Genomic DNA, 20,137 nt, shown 5'->3' with positions numbered 1-20,137 from the left:
ACGCCTATGAACAAACCCGGAAACAGCGACAGCTCCAAGCCCTGCAACGCAAAGCGACTCGATACGGATTCCGACTCGTCCAGGAGCCCAATTCAAACGCCGCGTAATTCTTGTTTGATGGAAGCGGGTCATACCCGCGACTGAGGCCCCACCGGCACAGTCGCGGGTATGACCCGCTCCTACAACCGGCGGGACACTCACCATCACGCCAACTGGCTCGCACGCTGAATGTCGCGCGTCTCCAGCACCGCGCTGGGCGCGTTGTCGCGCACCAGCGCCAGCATCGCCAGGCCGATCGCTTCGGTCGTCGTGATCATGTCGGGCCACAATAGGCGCAGCGTCGACAGCACGGGCTTGAGCAGCGTGTAGATCACGCGATATGCGGTGGTTTTGGAACGCGCGCCGTGCAGCGGCTGGATCACGCCGGGGCGGAACATGTACGCGGCCTTGAACGGCAGTTGCATCAGCGCGTTTTCGAGCTTGCCCTTCACCCGCGCCCACATCACGCGGCCGCGCTCGCTGCTGTCGGTTCCGGCGCCGGAAACATAGGCGAAGCTCATTTGCGGATTCAGCCGCGCTAGGGTTTTCGCTGCGGCTATCGTCAGATCGTAAGTCATGTGGTGATACTCCGTCTCGATCATGCCGGCCGATGACACGCCCAGGCAGAAGAAGCAGGCGTCGAAGCCCTGCAGTTGTGATTCGTTATCGCGGTAGTCGTACAGATCTTTTTTCAGCAGCTCGCGAAGCTTGGGGTGCTGCACACCGGTGGCACTGCGGCCGACCGCCAGCACCTGCGTGACGTCGCTCGCCAACAAGCACTCGCGCAACACGCCCTGCCCGACCATGCCGGTAGCGCCGAATATCAGGATCTTCATCGAGCGCCCTCAGATTTTGGCGAACGAGCGATTCGCCGCCGGGTTGAAATCCACCGACTTGCTCACCGCCTTCCAGGCTTCGGCCGAAGCAGCACGCGCCGCGTCCACCTGGCCGCAGTAATGCACGGCGTCGCTGCCGAGCAGCAGATGCACCGGCGGCTGATCGTGATGGGCGATCTGCAGCACCACGTCGGCGACTTTCACCGGGTCGCTGTTTTCCTTGCCGGCGTAATCGGCGTGCATGCCGACGATGGCGCCGACCGAAGGCTGATAGTCCGGCAGCAGATCCGGCACGCCGCCCGTCGCGCGCGGGCCCCAGTTGGTCTTCATGCCGCCGGGCTCGAGCACGCAGACTTTGACGCCGAACGCGGCGGCCTCCATCGCGAGCACCTCGCTGAAACCACCCACCGCCCACTTCGCCGCCTGATACGCGCTGAGCCCGGGCGTGCCCATGCGGCCGCCGACCGACGAGATCTGGATGATGTGCCCCGAGCGCTGCTGGCGCATCGTCGGCATCACCGCGCGGCTCAGGTTCACGACACCGTAGAAATTGGTATCGATCTGCGCGCGGAAATCGCCCTCGCTGGTCTGCTCGAAAGGCGAGAACGCGCCGTAGCCGGCGTTGTTGACGAGCACGTCGATGCGGCCGAACGCGGCCAGCGTTGCGGCCACCGCCGCTTTCGCCGCTGCGGCGTCGGTGACATCGAGCGCGACCACGCGCATCTGCCCGCCGTAGCGCGCCTGCAGATCGTCGAGCTGCGAGGTGTTGCGCGCGGTGGCGACCAGACGATCGCCCGAAGCCAGCACCGCCTCGGAAATATGCCGGCCGAGGCCGCTGGCACTACCGGTAACCAACCAGACTTTCGACATGATCAAACTCCTTTCAGAAACAACATCGGTAAATAGTTGAGCGAGTAATCACTCATAAAGTAAGCAAATAAAAATCTCAGTCCTTCGTGATCGCATTCCAGAACGCACTGAAGCCCGCGGCGGCGTAACGCTCGGCGTCGGCCGGCTCGCGGGTCATGAAGTCGATCGTGACTTCGGCCAGCGTGGTCATCACCGCGCCGACGAAGTTCGACGGCAGCTCGCGCAGGCTGCTGTTGGCCATGCTCTCGTTGAGCAGCACCTGCACGTCGGCGAACGCCTTGCTGCCGGATGCCTTGCTCGGCTCATTGACCCGCCCGGACATCGTCAGCTGCGCCATCACCTTGCGCTTGTGCGGGTTGGCGACGCCCCAGGCGACGTACTTGCCCCAGACGTGCTCGGCGCGCGTGCGCACACTCGCCTTCTTCGGGTACGTGGACAGCATCACCTCGCCCATGTCCGCCTTGATCGCCAGGTAAAGCTGGTTGAGCAACTCGTCCTTGCTGCTGAAGTAGGTGAACAGCGTGCCCTCGGCGACGCCCGCCAGCTTGGCGATCTTGGCCGTCGGCGCGCTCTCGCCCTGCTCGGCCATCACCTGGACGGCGGCGGCGAGAATGGCGCTGCGCTTGTCTTCGCTGCGGGGGCGAGCCATGAGGGTTTCGGGTCGGATGCTTTATTGAGTGTGTACTCAATCATAAATACCCCGGAACGGTAAAGCAAGCGGCAGGCGCTTGCGGCCCGCGGCGGTTTTCTTGTCTGATCGCCGGCATCCCCACCACTACACAGGAAGCACCCATGCTGCCCCACGTCATCGGCTCGTCCATCCATTACATCGTCGTCTTCCTGCTGGTCGGCACCGTCACCGCCGAGATGTACCTGCTCAAGCTGACGCCGAGCGTCGAGAACGTGCGCGTGATCGCCCGCGCCGACATGATGTACGGCATCGCCGCGGCACTGGTGCTGCTCAGCGGCATCAGCGGCGTGCTCCACAGCGGCAAGGGCGCGCCCTACTACCTGCACAACGGCGCCTTCCACGCCGCCATCACCTTCTTCATCCTCGCCGGCCTGCTGTCGATCGCGCCGACGATGCGCTACCTGCGCTGGAACAAGGCCGCGAAGACCAGCGGCGCCCTGCCCACCGCCGCGCAATGGAAGGCGCAGCGCAAATGGGTGCACATGCAGCTCGGCCTGTTCGCCGCCATCGCGGTGTGCATGTCGATGATGGCCCGCGGCGTCGGGTAAAACTGAATCGTCCTTCCCCTCTCCCGCACGCGGGAGAGGGTGTCGCGCAGCGACGGGTGAGGGCTCTCGCCAGCAGCAAGCCCCTCACCCGACCCTCCGGGCCACCCTCTCCCACAAGTGGGAGAGGGTGACAGGCGCCCCACCCAATCTATCCACACCCACCCTGCAAACCCTGTAGATAAGCTGTGCCCCAAGTGTGAGTAAACACTATATTTAGTGTTGCCCGGCCCAGTCCCGCACAAGCACTAGTGTTTTCAGGGGTTTTTCTTCTTGACGATACCGCCCCCTGGGAGCAACCTAGCTCCTTACAGCCAGTGCCCCGCGCACCCTGCCAAAAACCATAAGGCGAGCCTGCCACGAGCTGGCCCGCCAACAGAGTCCAAGCCACCGTCTGCACCAGGCCCTAAACCTTTTGCCGGCGCGGCTTTCAAACGACAAGGAAAGAACATGCTTGAATGGGACGATGCACCGCAGACCGCCGCCAAGCCCGCCGACCTCAGCCTCAAAGCTGCCGTCGCATTTGCCACCACCGCCGTCGCCGCAACCCCGGGCCCGGTCCTGATGGCCGCGCCCCACGCCCCGAAGGACGCCGGCTTCACCGGCCTGGAAGACCTGACCATGGGTGCCAGGCGCATCCAGGTGGATGACAAGAAGATCATCAACTGCCGCGCCGACCTCAACCAGCTGGTGCCCTTCAAATACAAGTGGGCCTGGGAAAAGTACTTGGCCGCCTGCAACAACCACTGGATGCCGCAGGAAGTCGGCATGAGCGCCGACATCGCGCTGTGGCAGGACCCGAACGGCCTGACCGAAGACGAGCGCCTGATCATCAAGCGCAGCCTCGGCTTCTTCAGCACCGCCGACAGCCTGGTCGCCAACAACCTGGTGCTCGCGGTCTACAAGCACATCACCAACCCCGAGTGCCGCCAGTACATCCTGCGCCAGGCGTTCGAAGAGGCGATCCACACCCACGCCTACCAGTACATCATCGAGAGCCTCGGCCTGGACGAAGCCGAAATCTTCAACATGTACCGCGAAGTGCCGAGCATCCACGACAAGGCCGCGTGGAGCCTGCCGTACACGCAGAGCCTGGCGGACGAAAGCTTCCACACCGGCACGCCGGAGATGGACCAGCGCCTGCTGCGCGACATGATCGCGTTCTACGTGGTGTTCGAAGGCATTTTCTTCTACGTGGGCTTTGTGCAGCTGCTGAGCTTCGGCCGCCGCAACAAGATGGTCGGCGCCAGCGAGCAGATCCAGTACATCATGCGTGACGAAGCCATGCACATGAACTTCGGCATCGACGTGATCAACCAGATCAAGATCGAAAACCCGCACCTGTGGACCGCCGCGTTCCAGGAAGAAGCCCGCAAAATGATCATCGAGGCCACGGAACTGGAAATCCGCTACGCCCACGACACCATGCCCCGCGGCGTACTCGGCCTCAACGCCAGCATGTTCAACGAATACATGCAGTACATCGCCAACCGCCGCTGCAACCAGATCGGCCTGAAGGAAATCTACCCGGGCGCCGAGAACCCGTTCCCGTGGATGAGCGAGGTGATCGATTTGAAGAAGGAGAAGAACTTCTTTGAGACCAGAGTCACCGAGTATCAAACCGGTGGCGCACTGAACTGGGATTGATCTAGATGCCTTCTCGACGGCCGTGCCTACTAGAAAATCGGCTAGGCGAGGTTAGCCATCATCACTGTCGCTTCAGGATGAAGTGGAACCAGAAAGGCACCCAATGGGACTGAGATAGATTCTCACTCAGTAACGAAGCCGCCCTCGGGGCGGCTTTTTTTCGTAGCGAGTCGGTAAACCTAACGCGATGGATAGCCGTCTGCTGGAGATAGCCGCAGTGGCATGCACATCACGATGACGATCTGCTCCATGGTGTCTTCCAACGCCTGTTCGAAGCTTTCTCCGAACACTTTTCCGTCCGCATCGTGGTGGCGCGCCAGGACGTTGAGGAACATGAAGCTGGCGCTGATCAGCCTACGTTGGGCGACATGAGGGGGCACATAGCTGACCCGCTCGCGCACGAGTTGCAACGCTCGCGAAAGATTGGGTGGCTCAAAGCCACCGAAATCACCGAATTCGGGGGATTTGCTCTGCAGGAGGTATTGACTAAGAAAACGCGCATATGAGCGGTTGCCATCGGCTCCTTCCAGGTCGAGCTGCGGCAGGAAAATGATCTCCAGGATCGTACGGGCATCATTGAGCCGGCATTGCGCCTCGGCGCGCTGCAGCATCGCGCCCCGCGCTTGTTCCATCTGTTCCATGCGGAAATCGAAGATTGCCCTGACGAGTCCTTCGCGCGAGCCGAAGTGATATTGCACGGCAGCATGATTGCCCTGGCGTGCGCGAATGGCGATTTCGCGCATGGACACGCCGTTGATGCCACCCGTCGCGAACATCTGCTCGCCGGCAAGAATCAGCTGCGTCTTCGCGTCTCCACTTTCAAGGTCGAGGACGACGCTTTTGGCGCGAGGACCTTCACGCACGTCCTTCATGTTAAAACACTTGTCATATAAATATCTCGATTTTCGAATTTATAACGGCTGCAAAAGCCGCGCATCGCCTCTTCCTCGCCTAACCATCAGCCTAGACTGTTTACAGTTGACTTACATATTTTGATCAAATTACAATCTAATTGTCGTTAGATTTTCCTCGCGCCCAACCAAGTTTTGGGCAGCGTGCCCGATCGAATTATTGTCTGAGGAGACAAACGCATGGCAATGGAAACCGGCCTCATCTTTCACCCGTATATGCGCCCAGGCCGAACGGCTCGTCAGACTTTCGAATGGGGGATCCAGAATTCAGTCGCCTGCGATAAAGCAGGCTTTACTTCCATGATGATCTCCGAGCACGCCTCCCAGATCTGGGAAAACATTCCGAATCCCGAACTCATCATCGCGGCGGCTGCGCTTCAGACCAGCCAGATCCGTTTCGCGCCGATGGCACACATTCTTCCGCATAGTCATCCCACCAAGCTCGCGGTCATGGTCGGCTGGCTTTCCCAGATTTTGGAGGGCCGCTATTTCCTCGGCATTGGTGCGGGTGCGTATCCGCAGGCTTCCTACATGCACGGCATCAAGGATGCAGAGCCGCAGATGCTGAACGATATGGTTCGCGAGTCTTTGTCAATCATGGAAAAGATCTGGAAGCGCGAGCCTTTCTACTTCGAAGGCAAGTACTGGGATGCCGGCTTTCCGGAAGAGGCCCCGGCCGAGACGGAAGAAGACGAGCAGCATCTGTTGGCCAACTTCGGGCCCTGGAAAGGCGCGTTTCCTGAAATTGCCGTGACCGGGTTCAGCAAGAACTCCCCGTCCATGAAACTCGCGGGGGAACGCAACTTCAAGCCTGTCTCGATCTTCTCGGGTCTCGACGCCCTCAAGCAGCATTGGGCGCTTTATTCGGAGGCCAACATCAAGGCAGGCTTCACTCCCGATCGGCAGCGCCATGCGGTTTCGCAGACGGTGTTCTGTGCGGACACCGATGCCGAGGCAAAACGCCTGGTCATGAAAGGCCCGATCGGCTACTGCTTCGAGCGCTATCTCATCCCGATCTGGCATCGCTTCGGCATGATGGATGGCTTCGCAAAAGACGCGGGCATCGACCCCAAGGATGCCGATCTCGAGTTCCTCGTCGACAATGTCTTCGTCGTGGGATCGCCGGATACGGTCGTCGACAAGCTCAACACGCTGTTCGAAGCCTGCGGCGGCTGGGGCACTCTCCAGGTCGAGTCGCATGACTACTACGATGATCCGGCGGCCTGGTACTACTCGCTTGAGTTGATCTCCAAGGAAGTCGCTCCCCGCGTGAAGCTGCCGAGCCAACGTTAGCTTCCTTCAACGAGGCAGCGCCCATCCGGGCGCTGCCTGGGTGAAAGATGAGCGAGAGCATGCCTCGCTCACTTCTACTTAAGGCTGTTTTCCTGCAAAGCCGTGCAGCAGCAAGTCGGCTGCCTGCTCTGCAATCTGCGGCGGGCCCAGTTTTCCTGGTCTGTACCAGGACGAGCAGGAATCCAGCATGGCGATGAGAAATTTGCGTACGACCGTGGCGTCGAACTTGTCGGAGGCACTTCCGTCGGCTTGAGCCGCGACGATGAGATCGCGCCAGTAATTGTCGAAGCTGGAATAAGCGGCCAACACACGCTTTCGCATCTCGTCGGGTATGTCACCGAAGATTCTCGCGACGGCTGACGAGTAATCGTCTCCGGTCAACAGAAAGTCGACATGAGCGACGATGGCCGCCCGAAGTCGCACCAACGGTGCTGCGTTTGGCCCCAGGACTTCGACGCGAGCCATGATGTGCCGGTTGTTGCGGTAGATGCCCTCCATCATCACTTCCTCGACCATGTGGTCCTTGGACGGAAAATGATGATAGATGCTGGGAGCCAACATCCCGGCGCCCATTCCGATCTCGCTCAACTTCGCCCCTGCCAAGCCCTTTTGCCGCAATACAGCGGCCGCAGAATCCAGAATGCGCGTTCGGCTGATGTCACCTTGTCCCATTCAATCCTCTTGCCCCTTATGCGCTCAAAGAACCGGCGCAACCATCATACGTCCCTAACCAGTGAAAGGCACCGTGGGAAGGCCGGGCGCCGGCGGATCAAGAATTTCGAATAGCCCGCCCGCAAGGGGCTGCTCGGCGAATGCCTCGGCGGTATAGCCCTGCGAGCCGGTGATGAGGAACAGCCGGCTGTAGTTCGCTCCCCCGAAAGCAGGACGCAAGCCGCGCCGCACCGGTAGCTCGCGCTCTTCTAGCAAGCTGGCATCCGGGGCGAACCGTCGCAGTCTCCAGCTTTCGTAGAAGGCGATCCAGATGCAGCCTTCCACGTCCACCGCCATGCCGTCGGGATAGCCGTCCTCGGGCTTGAACCGGAGAAAGTCACGGCGATTGGACAGGGTGCCGTCGTCTGCGAGGTCGTAGGCCCAACTCACCAATGGCATCGAGTCGTTCACATAGGCGGTGCGGCCATCCGGACTGAAGGCAGGACCATTGGCGGTGACGATGTTGCGTTCCTGGGTGCTGACGGACCCGTCGGCATCGAGCCGATAGAGCTCGCCGGTGCTGCGAACGTCGAAGTTTCCCAAGGTGCTCACCTTGTCTTCCGCCGTCGTGCTGTCGTCCCATTGGCTGGAATCGCACGAGCCGGACCAGTAGCGCCCTTTTCGATCGGTCACGCCGTCATTGAGGCGTGCAATCTTCGGATTGGGGATGGGCTGGATGACCGGCAGGTAGATCTGGCGCTTTGGGTCCACGTGAACGAAGCCATCGGCGGTGGAGGCGATGAAGCCACCCGACGCGCGCGGGGCAATGGCGCTGACCCAGGTCGGAGTCGTCCAACTGCCTTTCGCACCGGTCTCAAGATGAAACCAGTTGATGCTGGGCGCCTCGATATCGACCCAATAAATGCAACCGTCTCGATCGTCCCAGACCGTGCTCTCACCCAGTACAGCCTTCGCGTCCCAAAGACAGCGCCACTTTTCACCATGAATCATCGCGGAATCCTCATCCCAGACTGGTTCAGATCTTCACGAAAGAGTCGCCAAACGGCTCGTCTCGCATCCGGACAGCGGCTTTCAGGCCATCGGTCCGCACCACCTCGTTGAAGCGGGCGCGACTCGCGGCGAGATGGCCACGAGCATCCATTTCAGCTGCCATTCGCTGCAGCGTCCGCGCGCCCATCAGTTCGAGGCCGATATTGACGATGCGCTTGTTGGCGCTCAGCAGGTCGGCATCGATCAGGGCCAGGCGGCTCGCCAGCGCGGCAACTTCCGCTTCGAGTTCAGAAGCAGGGACCGCCCTGAGGGCCAGGCCCAATCGCGCGGCGTCGTCTCCCCGAATGGAATCACCGGTGAGCAACAGGCGCTTCGCCCATTGCGGGCCGACCAGGTATAGCCACATGTGGCTGGGAAGCGATCCCTGGTTGCGGGCAGGAGGAAAGCCGAACACGGCATCGTCCGCGCAGATCACCATGTCACACAACAGCGCCAGATCAGTCCCACCGGCGAGGCAGCGACCGTGCACCTGAGCGATGACGGGCTTGTGCATGTCGAACAAGGTCATCCTCAGCCGCTGTGCTTTCTCCTGATGCCAGCTGTCATCGTCGAATTTTGCCCGGCCGCGCTGAGTGCCAACCTGGTTTGCCACTGGCTGGTCGTACCGCTGCAGGTCGTAGCCCGAGCAGAAATCAGGCCCTGCAGCTTTCAGGACCACGCCATGGACCCGATTGTCCTCGTCGGCAGCCCAAAGCGATGCGCTCAGTTGCTCCTGCAGCTCTTCGCTGAGTGCGTTGCGCTTCTCGGGCCGGTTGAGCGTGATCCAGGCAGTGCCGTCCCGAATCTCGTAGCAAAGAAGTTTCTCTTCGTCTGCCATGTCATTCCTCCTGCTTTATCCCGTCTTGATCAGGCACTAAATGGCCAGCGCCCCAGACACATTGATGTCCTTCAGATGGGGAAGGATCTTGCGCGCGAACAACTCATAATTCGCGCGGCCGACTTCGAATGGCATGTCGCCAAACTGCGTGTAAATAATGAAGCTGCCCACGTCGAAACGAGCAACCATCTGCTTGAGCTTCTCGACCACTTCCTCCGGTCGCCCATAGACCTGCAGGTCGGCGAGAAAGTCGTTGAACTTCTCGATGCCATGCTTCTCGACGCTTGCCGCGAGCGCGCCGTAGTACTCGTAGCCGTCGATCGAGGCGAATCCCTTGTTGGAGAACTGATAGAACTCCGACGTCGAGCGCGCGTATTCCACGAGATACTTGTCGCGCATTTCACGCGCCTTGGCGGCGTCCTCGTTTACGGCCACGAAGGCGACCATGACCGGCTTGGGAGCCGGTCGGCTTTGCATCTCGAAGAAGCGCTTGCGATAAGCGACGATGTCCTCTTCGACCCGGTCCCATGGCTTCTGCGCAATGATCATGAGGCCGACGTCGAGATTGGCCATGAGCTGCACCGATTCCGGTGACACCGCCGAGGCAAACACCCGTCCGCGATAGCTTGCGTAGGGGCGCGGCCGCAGTTCGACCCGCGGCTGCTTCAGGTAGGTGCCTTCATACTCCATGACGCCCGTCTCGAGCGCATTCAGCAACGCCTCGGCATATTCCCGGAAGCGCTTGCGGGATTCGCCCATCGGAACGCCAAAGCCATCGAATTCTCCTTTGCCGAGTCCCCGTCCGATTCCGAGGATGGCGCGCCCCTCGGAAAGCTGGTCGAGAAGCAGAAAGCTCTCGGCGATCCGGACCGGATTCTGCCAGGGCAGCACGGTCACGGTGGTGCCCAGCTTGATGCGCTTGGTCTGCCCGGCAACCCACGACAGGAATTGCGGAACATTGGGCGTCATCATGTAGCCCGTGAAATGGTGCTCTGGCGTCCATACCGAATCGAATCCCTGGTCTTCCGCGCGCGCGGCGAGCGCCAGTTCATGCCGGAACACCTCGATGTCGGTGACCGTGTCTTTCAAGTTCTGGAAGGTCAAGCCCAAGCCCACGTCCATGCCGCTTCTCCAAGCTGTGATGTCTGATGACAGACTAATTTAAATTAGGTAAATTTGGCAAGACCCAAAACATAAATAACTTGAGATGGATGACTGCCAGGCAAGTCCAGGGAAGCCGAGTCTTGGCGCGGTACGTGTTTATATTGATGTATTTAAAATATTTTTTCTCGTAAATTATGCCACCGCCGGCACCAAGTTCCTCTCACTGCCTTCCCGCGCTTGGATTCTGCCTCTTGACGTTTATTTCCGGAAGATTCATTTTAATGGTAATTAGGTAATAGGGGTCTTACATGAGTCGAACGATCACCGAGCGGCGTCAGGCTATCGCTGACCGTCATCCCGCCTGGGACGAGATGTCGCTGGCCGACTATCTCGATCGCACAGTTGCGGACTACGGCGACCGCCCGCTGGTTATCACCGATGCGAAAACGCTTACCTACGCGGGCGTTTGCGAACAGTCGAAGTCGATCGCTGCCGGCCTGGCCGGTCTGGGGGTGCGCCCCGGGGATCGCGTTGGCTTGTTGATGGCCAACTATCCCCTGACCGTATCGCTCCTGTTCGGCATCTGGCGGGCAGGGGCCGTGGCAGTTGCGATCAACACGCTGTACGGATCGGCAGAGCTTGAATATGTGCTGCGCGAATCCGGCTGCTCGGTCCTCATCAGCATGGCGCGCTTCGGTTCCCGTCGGTTCGACCGCGATCTCGACAGCAGGCTGCCGGGCTGGCGGACGGGTGACTGCAAGCAGCTCCCGGAGTTGAAGGCTGGCTTCATCTACGATGCCGACGCCCCCGGCGATTTTCTGGATTCGTTTTCGATCCATGGAGAACCGACACCCGCTCTCTCGCCTCGCGATCCGGCAGTCATCATGTTCACCTCCGGGACCACCGGATCCCCCAAGGGGGTGCTGCAGACTCACGACAATCTCTTGCGGGCCGCTTATGCCGGGGCTTATCACCAGGCATTCCAGGATGGCCGTCGCGCCGTGTTCTCCTTGCCTCTGTATCACGGCTTCGGACTGGTGGTTGGCCTGCTCTCTGGAATGATCGTTGGCGGCTCGATCGTGCCGCTCCTGCGATTCGAGCCCGATACTTTGCTGTCGGCTGTCGAGCGGCATCGCGCGACCTACCTCATGGGTGTTCCGACCATGACGATCGCGCTGATGGAGCAGGCGAAACTCAAATCCTACGAACTGTCATCGCTCAATGCGGTGCATAGCGCTGCGGCTCCGACACCGAGCTGGGTGTGGCGAGAGATCAAGAAGATCCTCGGTTGCGATGAGATCTTCACCAGCTACGGTCAGACCGAGGTCACGGCGACGATCGTTTGTACCAGGCCGGGTGATTCGATTGAAGTCGTGGCCGAGACGCAAGGCTGCATCGTGGAGGCCGGCATTGCCGGGCTCGCCGATCACGGCGGCAGGATTTGCGAATTCAAGACCATCGACCCGGTGACGGGCGCCGACTTGCCGGCGGGCACTTCCGGTGAGCTTTGTACACGCGGGCCGATGAACAGCCTCGGTTACTTCCGTCGCCCCGAGGAAACGGCGAAGCTGTTTTTGCCAGGCGGTTGGGTGCGTACCGGCGACCTGGGACAATTTCGCCCTGATGGCAATCTATTCCTGACGGGGCGCTCGAAGGAGCTATACAAGAGCCGTGGCGAACTGGTGTCGCCCAAAGAACTCGAGCAGTTGGTGACGACGCATCCTGCCGTAGCGCAGGCGTTTTTCATCGGCATGCCCGATGATCGCTGGGGAGAAATCGGTTGTGCTTGGATCGTGCGTAGTGACGGCCAGGAGATCGACGACAACGAGCTGCGCGCGTGGCTCGCGACCCGCGTTGCGGGGTACAAGATGCCCCGTGACATCTGGTTCGTCCTGGAATCCGATCTTCCCAAAACGGGCACGGGGAAAGTGCAAAAAAATGCACTCAAAGAAATGGCACTGTCGCAACGGCTGGCAGCGAGGAACCCCGGCTGACGCAAAGGCGCAGCGACAGCCCCGAAAGCGTGGCCGTTCAAATTCGGGGGCAAGGGGGCAGATGTTGTCGTCCCATCCAGTCAGCACCACCCGCTCATTCCAGAAGCATGAATCAGCACAATAGGATCGGTCGTCAGCCGCCACGCCAGACGGGAGCCCGCCGTCCCCGCCACGCGGCCGTTGCCTCGGCGGCGTCTGCAGTCGACTGATACGCATCGATGGAAGGATAGCGCTGCGAAAGCGCCGTCGGGAGGCTCACGCCGAGGCCGGCTGTCGCCGCGGCCTTGGCAGCCTGCGCGACCAGCGGCGAACACTGCAGCAGCTTCGAAATCCATCTGTCGATCGCGTCCGGCAGGCCGCCCACGTCCACGCATTCGTTGACGAGGCCGAAGCGGGCGGCGCTCGCTGCATCGAGCGTTTCGCCGGCGATGATCAGGGCCAACGCGATATGGTGTGGAAGCTGTCGGATGGCTCGATGGACCACGCCACAGTGGCCGATCACCCCGTTCCGGGTCTCGGGAAGAGAGAAGCGCGCATCGCTCGAGGCCAGCAGGATATCGGCGCACAGCGCTATCTCGAATCCGAGGCCGAGTGCGTATCCGTTTACTGCGCAGACCAACGGTTTTCTTAGTGGGCGGAAACGACCGCCGATTCCGGTGATGCCACCGCCCAAAGAAAGACCGGCATGGCCCTGCGGCGGCTCTCGCATGTCCCCGCCTGCGCAGAACGCCTTGGTGCCTTGCGAGCGCAGCACGGCGACCCAGATGCCCGGGTCGCCATCGATCTGCTCCCATGCCGCAGCCAGCAGCGCCTCCATTTCATCGTTGATCGCATTGAGCGCCGCCGGCCGATTCAGAACAACCTCGCCGACATGCTTGCGACAAGTGAACTCGACCAGTGCCATATGCGGTTCCAGATGGCCTAGTGAGCCAGCATCCCGGCATCGACCAGGTGTTCAGACCCGGTGATGTAGGAGGATTCGTCGGACGCAAGGAAAAGCACAAGGTTGGAGACTTCGGAAGGATCCGCGATGCGGCCCAGGGGAATCTGGGCCAGCGCTTCACCACCGACTTCGTCGGTCGCCTCCACCATCATCGGTGTCTGGATGAAGCCAGGGTGCACCGAATTGACCCGAATATTGTGCTTTCCGTACTCCATCGCCGTGGCTTTCGTCATGCCGCGCACCGCGAACTTGCTCGCGACATAGGCGAGGCTGGGAAAGCCGTAGTTGGCCGCCATGCCGGCGATCGAAGAGATGTTGACGATGGAGCCTCGGCCGGCCTTGACCATCGTCGGCAGCACTGCCTTCATTCCGTGAAACACCGAATGCTGGTTGACGGCACAGACGAACTGGTAATCGGCGTCCGTGAGCTGTTCGGTCGACGCCATCGGCCCCAGCACGCCAGCGTTGTTGACCAGAATATCGATCGTCCCGAACGCATCGACGGCCTGTTTGATGACCTTCTGCCAGTCGGCGGGGCTCGTGACGTCTTGCTTGAGAAAGACTGCCGACGGTCCGATTTCCGCGGCAAGCGCCGCACCCGCCTCCACGTTGAGATCGGTAAGAACGACCTTTGCGCCCTCGCGCGCGAAGACGCGGGCGTGCGACGCGCCCATGCCGCGTGCTGCGCCGGTGATGACGGCGACCTTGTCTTTAAGCCGGTCCATAAAACTCTCCTATCTCAATAATTTTGGTAGTAGCCTAACGTCGGTTATTAAATTACGCATGCCCTATAAAGTCAAGTTGCGCCACGTCGACATCCGCCATCCGGTTGAGGCCCTGTCGGACAAATGCTTAAAAACACGTGTTTTACTGAACATTTTCCAAGACGCGACTCATGGTTGGCCGCCTGCGGCGGGGCCAAGTGGTGACCTCTTGCAATTCCAATCTAATCACGATTAGACTGACAAAACCGGCGACACAACAAACGTAGCGGCACCGGACAGTGTGCCGCCTAACCCTGCGAGGACGGTCATGAGCAAGAAAGATCCCGGCACTTTCCGCCAGATATTGGGGCACTATCCGACCGGTGTTTGTGCCATCACCGGTACCCAGCCAGACGGCAAGGCTGCAGTGATGATCGTCGGGTCGTTTACCTCGGTGTCGCTCGATCCCCCGCTCGTCGCTTTTTTTCCCGACAAGGGTTCATCCAGTTGGCCGAAGGTCGAGGCCTGCGAGAGTTTTTGCGTCAACGTTCTGGCAGATCACCAAGAATCGCTATGCCGGATTCTCGCGTCGAAAGATCCCAATAAGTTTGAGGGAGTGCCGCATCGCCTGTCGACGCGAGGGGCGCCCATCCTGGACGGAGCGCTGGCATGGATCGACTGCTCGCTCCACGCCGTCCACGAGGCTGGTGATCACTACATCGCGATCGGCCAAGTGCACGATCTCGATATTCACCACTTGGGATCGCCGCTTCTTTTCCACAAGGGGGCCTATGGAAAGATTCAGCCTCCGCTTGAGATCAAATAGCACGATCCAATGAAAGAGGCGTCCTGACGCCCCATCTGTACTTCGAAACCTTGCAACGGTCCGACGAAGCAGTCGTGCCAAAGCTCAAGGAAATGTAGGTGCCTATGTCTTGTCTATCGCAAAACCCAGAAATCGACATGAGCACCGAGATCGTGCTCGCGGTCATCACCCACGGTGAACATATCTGCCTGATGCGGCGCAGCGCGCAGGTGCGCGGCGACAACGGAAAATGGCATTGCATCACGGGCTTTCTCGACGAGAACCAGACACCGCTGTCGCAGGCTTATGCTGAAATTCGTGAAGAGGCGGGCCTCGGCAGTGACACCATAGAGCTGAAGAACACGCTTGTTCTCGAACATCTGGACGGCAATGGCTGTTCCTGGCGAATCCATGCATTCCATTTCGAATCGGACACCCGCGACATCTGCCTCAATTGGGAAAACGATGCATCGCTCTGGGCGTGCTCACAACACTTCAGTACCTTGCCGACCGTGTCATGGCTTCGGAACGTACTCGGGGCGTTGTCTGACACTCTGCCCGAGTATGCAGGGCCGGAGACCAGCTACGACAAGGAGAAGGTCTTTGCGTCCGCTCCGGCTATCACCTCCCTAAGTGATTTCGCCTACGCACCGCCGAACGCCCCAACGGCGAACAAGGCCCACCTGCGAAGAAGGGAAGAACGGCGGCGCTGTCCGGCGTAGCGATCAAATCAGGCACGCGCGCGAAAGCGGCCACATCAAAAGCGAATAAGCCAAGCCACTCGCAGTTAGGTTCCAAACGAACCTCGATGGCGCGACTTGGTGAAGACGTGAGGGAGCGTCGGCGTGATGCCTGAAAGCACACACCGACGTACTAAAAAGTGCAAAGAATGGAGAATGCAATGAAACAAACGCGGAGCCGTGCTCATCGCGTGGGCATCAGGAAGTTGGCCGCAGTGGCTGTCGTACCGTTACTGGGGCCGGGAATCGCCCACGCCTACAAGTTCAATACCGGGCCGGACTGGACGATCAACCTCGATACTTCGGTGCAGTACACGATCGGTATGCGCATGGATGGGCGCAATGCCGACATCGGCAACAATCCTGGGAACGACGAAGGGGATTACAAGTTCGACAAGGGTGACCTGGTCACCAATCGGCTGCAGGGCATCCTGGAATTTGGAAGCACCTATCAGGACCGCATGGGTTTCCGCGCTTCCGGCACGGGCTGGAAGGACTTCGCCTACGACGATGACGTGAAGAACAATCCGAACGATCCCGCCTACGCGGCGGGATCCACGTATCCCAGCGGCGAATACAGCGGCCGCACCAAAAAATACCATATTGCCGGCGGCCAGTTGCTGGACTCGTTTGTCTGGTCGAACTTCAAGATTGGCGACACACCGGCGTATATCAAGGTAGGGCGCCTGAGTCAGCAGTGGGGAAATGGCCTGTTCTTTGGCTTCGCCGCAATCTCCTACTCACAGCAGCCGACCGATTTCATCAAGGGATTCTCCCAGCCCGGCTCCGAGGTCAAAGAATTGTTCCTGCCGCGTACGCAGGTCAATGCCACTGCCGAGCTTTCACCGGAGTTGTCGGTGAGCGCGCAGTATTTCCTTGAATATGCATCCAACCGCTACCCGGAAGGTGGCACCTACCTGGCCCCTTCGGATTTGCTGTACGAAGGCCCACCGTCAGCAGGAATCGGCGGTCTTACGGCGGGCAAGGCTTACGATCCGAAGAACGTCAACAACAACTTCGGCGTGAAGGCCGAATGGTCGCCCACATGGGCCGGCGGTGATCTCGGTTTCTATTTCCGCAAGCTCGACGAAGTTCAGCCCTGGACACTGGGCGAGATCAACGACGCGGCATTCGGGTCTGGCGATGTCCACCTTTCGTATGCCACCAACGTGAACCTCTACGGCATTTCGTATGAGCGCACATTCGGCCCTGCCAGCGTTGGCACCGAAGTGAACATGCGAACCGACACCGCACTCAACAGTGCGTTTTTCAACGGTAAGGTAGGGCCCTATCGTGAAGGCGCGCGCGGCGACATCGTGAACGTGCTGGTCAATGCGTTTCTGCAGCTCGGATCGAACGCCATCTGGGACACGGGCGTCGTGCTCGGCGAAGTGGTCTACACGCATTTGGACAAGGTGACGGAGAACGCCGACGTGTTCAACGGCAAGGGCTACGCGTCCTGCGTCAACGCTGCGACCGGAGGAGCCGGCGGAATCAATGACGGCTGCGCCACGAAAAACTCCTTCGCGCTTTCCGTTCTGTTCAATCCACAGTGGCTGCAAGTGCTTCCGTCCTGGGATTTTGCTGCGCCGATTTCGGGAACTTTCGGCATCGCGGGAAACCCCGCTTATGCGGCGGGCGCTTTCTACGCACAGGATTCGATCGTCTGGTCCGCAGGCGTCAACGCAACCTATCGGCAGAAGTACTCGTTCACCTTGCAGTACCAGGACTACTACTGGAATCCGGGTGAAGTGACTTCGACAGCTTCCCCGCTGCCCGCGTATTCGGGTGGCAATGGCCCGTTCGGCCTGAACGACAAGGGCTGGCTCTCGCTTAGCTTCAAGACTTCTTTCTGATCATTACAATAAGGAGATACAGAAAATGTTCAAATCATCAGCAGTGACGGCCGCGCTGCTCGCGGCCGCACTGTGCATGGCGGCCTCGGGCCCGCTACGCGCGGCAGTATCGGAAGCTGAGGCGCAGGATCTCGGCGGCAAGCTCACGGCATTTGGCGCTGAAAAAGCTGGCAACGCCGACGGCTCCATTCCCGAATACACGGGCGGCCTCAAGTCCGTTCCCGGCTATGACCCCAAGGCAGACCGCTACATCGATCCGTTCAAGGACGAGAAGCCGGTCTACACGGTGGATGCCGGGAACATGTCGAAGTACGAAGCATCGCTGACAGAAGGCGACAAGGCGATGCTCAAGAAGTATCCGGACTACAAGATCATGGTTTACCCAAGCCATCGTACGGTCTGGTATCCGGATTGGGTGACCGACAACATCAAGAAAAACGCCACCACGGCCAAGCTGGTGGGTTCTGTCGAGGGTGACGGCGTCGGCGGCGCTGCGCCCGACGGGTTTCCATGGCAGGGCACGCCGTTCCCGATCCCCAAGAACGGCTTCGAAGTGATGTGGAATCACAAGATCGCCCCTGGCGCTGCCGTCAGCCACCATCTGAATAAGGCCTTCATGGTCGATACCAGCGGCGGCGTGACCGACCTTCCTGTCGCGAACGAATACTTCGTGCGTTCCTGGTACGACCAGAGCGGCGCATTGCGCAAGCAGACCTACGACGCGACGATGGGAGTCTCGTCGCGCCTGCAGGATCCGCCATCTTCCGCTGGCATCGTGTTCCTGAATTACTACACGCCGAGCACCGACGATGGCGGGCAGAAGGTCTGGTTCTACACACCCGGCCAGCGACGTGTGCGTAAAGCACCGGAATTCGCGTACGACACGCCGATTGCGTCTTACGGCGGCGTGCTGCAGTGGGACGAGCTCTGGGGCTTCATCGGCCGCATGGATCGCTTCGACATGCAGCTGGTGGGGAAGAAAGAAATGATCGTGCCCTATAACGTCTTTGGCGTGACCAACAACTTGCCGGCACGTGGCACCCTGGGCAAGAGCTTCATCCAGCCCGAGGCGGTTCGCTACGAGAAACACCGGGTATGGGTCGTTGAAGCCAAGCGCAAGGACAATGCCCGTCACGCCTACAAGCTGCGTCGTTTCTATGTCGATGAAGACTGCTGGTGCATCGTGTCGTCGGAGTCCTACGACGATTCCGGCAAGCTCTGGAAGGTGGGCAAGATTTACAGCTTCCCGTCCTACAACACGGGCGGCGTCGACAATGCAACCTGGAATTTCAACGACGTGATCAAGGGCAATTACTTCATCATCAACATTGGAGCGGGTGATCCGGGCTTTTTCAACCGCAACTACACCAGCGCCGAGGGCTTGAATATTCCTCTCACGCCGGCGTCGGTTGCGGCAGGCAGCAGTCGCTAGTCGCGTACCGATCCAATCGGTTGTTCGTGATGCGGCGCACGGCGCGCCGCATCACGCTATCTGTTATCGGGTGACGTAATGACATATCGAAAAGTGCCGCCGTGTATGAAATACAGCATTGGAGCTGCCCTCATCGCGGTATTGGCCAGTACCTCGTCGCTTGCGGCCGAACCATTCCACGATCCTCTCGATACCCCGGCCAAAAGGCAGACACAGGTCGAGTCGAGACCGATGCTGGACGTGGCAGTCGCGGGAGACCGATGGGTGGCCGTAGGGATGCGCGGGCTGATCGAAACTTCCGACGATCAGGGCCAGCATTGGGTCCAGTCCGATTCACCGGTGCAAAGCGATCTTCTTGCCGTGTGCTTTCCGAGCGCCTCCAAAGGTTGGGTGGTGGGACACGACGGCGTCATTCTACATAGCGAGGACGGTGGCAAGACCTGGGTGCGTCAGCTCGACGGTCGCGTCGCCGGCCCTGCATTCAAGGAGTATTACCGTGCAGCGGCCGCTTCCGGCGATGCTCAAGCGGTTGCGGCGACCGAACTGCTCGAGCTGAACTACAAGGCCGGCCCTTCACTGCCGTATCTCGACGTCTGGTTCGACGACGATCGCAGCGGCTATGCGGTGGGTTCCTACGGAATCCTGGCCGGTACGCAGGATGGCGGCAAGACCTGGCAGCCGCTGCTGGACCGTATCGATAACGACGAGAAAGTGAATCTGAATGCGATTCACGCGGTTGGCAGTGAGCTCTATATCGCTGGCGAGCAGGGCCACGTCTTCAAGCTGGACCGTGAAACCGGGCGCTTCCGCGACATCAAGACCGAATACGGCGGCAGCTTCTTCGGCGTCACCGGCGACGACTCGGTCGTGCTGCTGTACGGGCTGCGCGGCACGGTGTATCGCAGCGCCGATCACGGCCAGAGCTGGCAGAAGGTGGAGGCGCCATCTCAGGCCACGCTGAACGCCGGGGCTCGGTTGCCCAACGGGCAATTCGTACTTGCCAACAGCGCCGGGCAGCTATTGATCGGTGACGTGCAGGCGACCCGCTTCGAGCTGGTGAAGCCGGACAAACCGATGACCTTCACCTCCGTGCAGCCACTGAAGGACGCAAAGAGCTTGATTGCAGCCGGCCTTGGTGGCGTTTCACTTGAAAGCCTGCCTGCTGTCACCCAATAAACAGGACGCTCA

19 protein-coding genes are annotated in these 20,137 nt (G+C 60.1%); 9 read left to right on the top strand and 10 right to left on the bottom strand.

Annotated elements, in window-relative coordinates; all coding sequences use genetic code 11:
* Positions 1 to 203: 203 nt before the first annotated feature.
* The 3 genes from JWQ90_RS26965 to JWQ90_RS26955 form a co-directional block, all read right to left on the bottom strand.
* Positions 204 to 875 carry a hypothetical protein gene (locus JWQ90_RS26965; protein WP_299698179.1) on the bottom strand — a complete coding sequence of 224 codons (672 nt, stop codon included), beginning with the start codon at positions 873 to 875 and terminating at the stop codon, positions 204 to 206.
* Positions 876 to 884: 9 nt separating this feature from the next.
* A complete protein-coding gene (locus JWQ90_RS26960; protein ID WP_299698178.1) occupies positions 885 to 1,745 on the bottom strand; it encodes an SDR family NAD(P)-dependent oxidoreductase in 861 nt (286 codons plus the stop codon).
* A 76-nt stretch (positions 1,746 to 1,821) separates the two neighbouring features.
* The gene (locus JWQ90_RS26955; protein ID WP_299698177.1) at positions 1,822 to 2,394 is read right to left on the bottom strand and encodes a TetR/AcrR family transcriptional regulator; all 573 of its coding nucleotides are present in this window, start codon (positions 2,392 to 2,394) and stop codon (positions 1,822 to 1,824) included.
* A 143-nt stretch (positions 2,395 to 2,537) separates the two neighbouring features.
* On the opposite strand from JWQ90_RS26955, the gene JWQ90_RS26950 reads away from it, so the two are divergent.
* The gene (locus JWQ90_RS26950; RefSeq protein WP_299698176.1) at positions 2,538 to 2,984 is read left to right on the top strand and encodes a DUF2214 family protein; all 447 of its coding nucleotides are present in this window, start codon (positions 2,538 to 2,540) and stop codon (positions 2,982 to 2,984) included.
* A gap of 351 nt (positions 2,985 to 3,335) precedes the next feature.
* Positions 3,336 to 4,628 (top strand): ribonucleotide-diphosphate reductase subunit beta, encoded by a 1,293-nt coding sequence (locus JWQ90_RS26945; protein ID WP_366919613.1) that lies wholly within the window; start codon positions 3,336 to 3,338, stop codon positions 4,626 to 4,628.
* A gap of 179 nt (positions 4,629 to 4,807) precedes the next feature.
* On the opposite strand, the gene JWQ90_RS26940 is transcribed toward JWQ90_RS26945, so the two are convergent.
* Positions 4,808 to 5,500: a TetR family transcriptional regulator gene (locus JWQ90_RS26940; protein ID WP_299698174.1), complete on the bottom strand. Its 693-nt coding sequence runs from the start codon at positions 5,498 to 5,500 to the stop codon at positions 4,808 to 4,810.
* Positions 5,501 to 5,719: 219 nt separating this feature from the next.
* On the opposite strand from JWQ90_RS26940, the gene JWQ90_RS26935 reads away from it, so the two are divergent.
* Positions 5,720 to 6,832, top strand: coding sequence for an LLM class flavin-dependent oxidoreductase (locus JWQ90_RS26935; RefSeq protein WP_299698173.1), 1,113 nt, complete (start codon positions 5,720 to 5,722; stop codon positions 6,830 to 6,832).
* 78 nt (positions 6,833 to 6,910) lie between these two features.
* On the opposite strand, the gene JWQ90_RS26930 is transcribed toward JWQ90_RS26935, so the two are convergent.
* Genes JWQ90_RS26930 through JWQ90_RS26915 form a run of 4 tightly spaced genes read right to left on the bottom strand, consistent with a single transcriptional unit; the run spans position 6,911 to position 10,493 of the window.
* Positions 6,911 to 7,504 carry a TetR/AcrR family transcriptional regulator gene (locus JWQ90_RS26930; RefSeq protein ID WP_299698172.1) on the bottom strand — a complete coding sequence of 198 codons (594 nt, stop codon included), beginning with the start codon at positions 7,502 to 7,504 and terminating at the stop codon, positions 6,911 to 6,913.
* A gap of 54 nt (positions 7,505 to 7,558) precedes the next feature.
* The gene (locus JWQ90_RS26925; protein ID WP_299698171.1) at positions 7,559 to 8,494 is read right to left on the bottom strand and encodes an SMP-30/gluconolactonase/LRE family protein; all 936 of its coding nucleotides are present in this window, start codon (positions 8,492 to 8,494) and stop codon (positions 7,559 to 7,561) included.
* 25 nt (positions 8,495 to 8,519) lie between these two features.
* Complete coding sequence (locus JWQ90_RS26920; RefSeq protein ID WP_299698170.1) at positions 8,520 to 9,371, bottom strand: crotonase/enoyl-CoA hydratase family protein; 852 nt, start codon at positions 9,369 to 9,371, stop codon at positions 8,520 to 8,522.
* Positions 9,372 to 9,407: 36 nt separating this feature from the next.
* Positions 9,408 to 10,493, bottom strand: coding sequence for an LLM class flavin-dependent oxidoreductase (locus JWQ90_RS26915; RefSeq protein ID WP_299698169.1), 1,086 nt, complete (start codon positions 10,491 to 10,493; stop codon positions 9,408 to 9,410).
* Positions 10,494 to 10,783: 290 nt separating this feature from the next.
* Here JWQ90_RS26915 and JWQ90_RS26910 point away from each other — a divergent pair, with 290 nt between their 5' ends.
* A complete protein-coding gene (locus JWQ90_RS26910) occupies positions 10,784 to 12,469 on the top strand; it encodes a class I adenylate-forming enzyme family protein (RefSeq protein WP_299698168.1) in 1,686 nt (561 codons plus the stop codon).
* Positions 12,470 to 12,602: 133 nt separating this feature from the next.
* On the opposite strand, the gene JWQ90_RS26905 is transcribed toward JWQ90_RS26910, so the two are convergent.
* Both JWQ90_RS26905 and JWQ90_RS26900 read right to left on the bottom strand, forming a co-directional pair.
* Positions 12,603 to 13,373 (bottom strand): enoyl-CoA hydratase-related protein, encoded by a 771-nt coding sequence (locus JWQ90_RS26905; RefSeq protein WP_299698167.1) that lies wholly within the window; start codon positions 13,371 to 13,373, stop codon positions 12,603 to 12,605.
* Between the two features lie 17 nt (positions 13,374 to 13,390).
* A complete protein-coding gene (locus JWQ90_RS26900; protein WP_299698166.1) occupies positions 13,391 to 14,137 on the bottom strand; it encodes a glucose 1-dehydrogenase in 747 nt (248 codons plus the stop codon).
* 307 nt (positions 14,138 to 14,444) lie between these two features.
* On the opposite strand from JWQ90_RS26900, the gene JWQ90_RS26895 reads away from it, so the two are divergent.
* The 5 genes from JWQ90_RS26895 (at position 14,445) to JWQ90_RS26875 (ending at position 20,125) form a co-directional block, all read left to right on the top strand.
* Positions 14,445 to 14,942: a flavin reductase family protein gene (locus tag JWQ90_RS26895; RefSeq protein ID WP_299698165.1), complete on the top strand. Its 498-nt coding sequence runs from the start codon at positions 14,445 to 14,447 to the stop codon at positions 14,940 to 14,942.
* A gap of 137 nt (positions 14,943 to 15,079) precedes the next feature.
* Complete coding sequence (locus JWQ90_RS26890; RefSeq protein WP_299698164.1) at positions 15,080 to 15,643, top strand: NUDIX domain-containing protein; 564 nt, start codon at positions 15,080 to 15,082, stop codon at positions 15,641 to 15,643.
* Positions 15,644 to 15,822: 179 nt separating this feature from the next.
* On the top strand, positions 15,823 to 17,517 hold the full coding sequence (locus JWQ90_RS26885) for a DUF1302 family protein (protein ID WP_299698163.1): 1,695 nt from the start codon (positions 15,823 to 15,825) through the stop codon (positions 17,515 to 17,517).
* 25 nt (positions 17,518 to 17,542) lie between these two features.
* Entirely contained in the window at positions 17,543 to 18,949 is a 1,407-nt protein-coding gene (locus tag JWQ90_RS26880) for a DUF1329 domain-containing protein (protein ID WP_299698162.1), read from the top strand.
* A 105-nt stretch (positions 18,950 to 19,054) separates the two neighbouring features.
* Positions 19,055 to 20,125 (top strand): YCF48-related protein, encoded by a 1,071-nt coding sequence (locus JWQ90_RS26875; RefSeq protein WP_299698161.1) that lies wholly within the window; start codon positions 19,055 to 19,057, stop codon positions 20,123 to 20,125.
* Positions 20,126 to 20,137: the final 12 nt, after the last annotated feature.

Origin of the sequence: Hydrocarboniphaga sp. (assembly GCF_028291725.1) — a bacterium.
Taxonomy (GTDB): Bacteria; Pseudomonadota; Gammaproteobacteria; order Nevskiales; family Nevskiaceae; genus Hydrocarboniphaga.
This window is presented reverse-complemented; position numbering and strand designations above follow the sequence as displayed.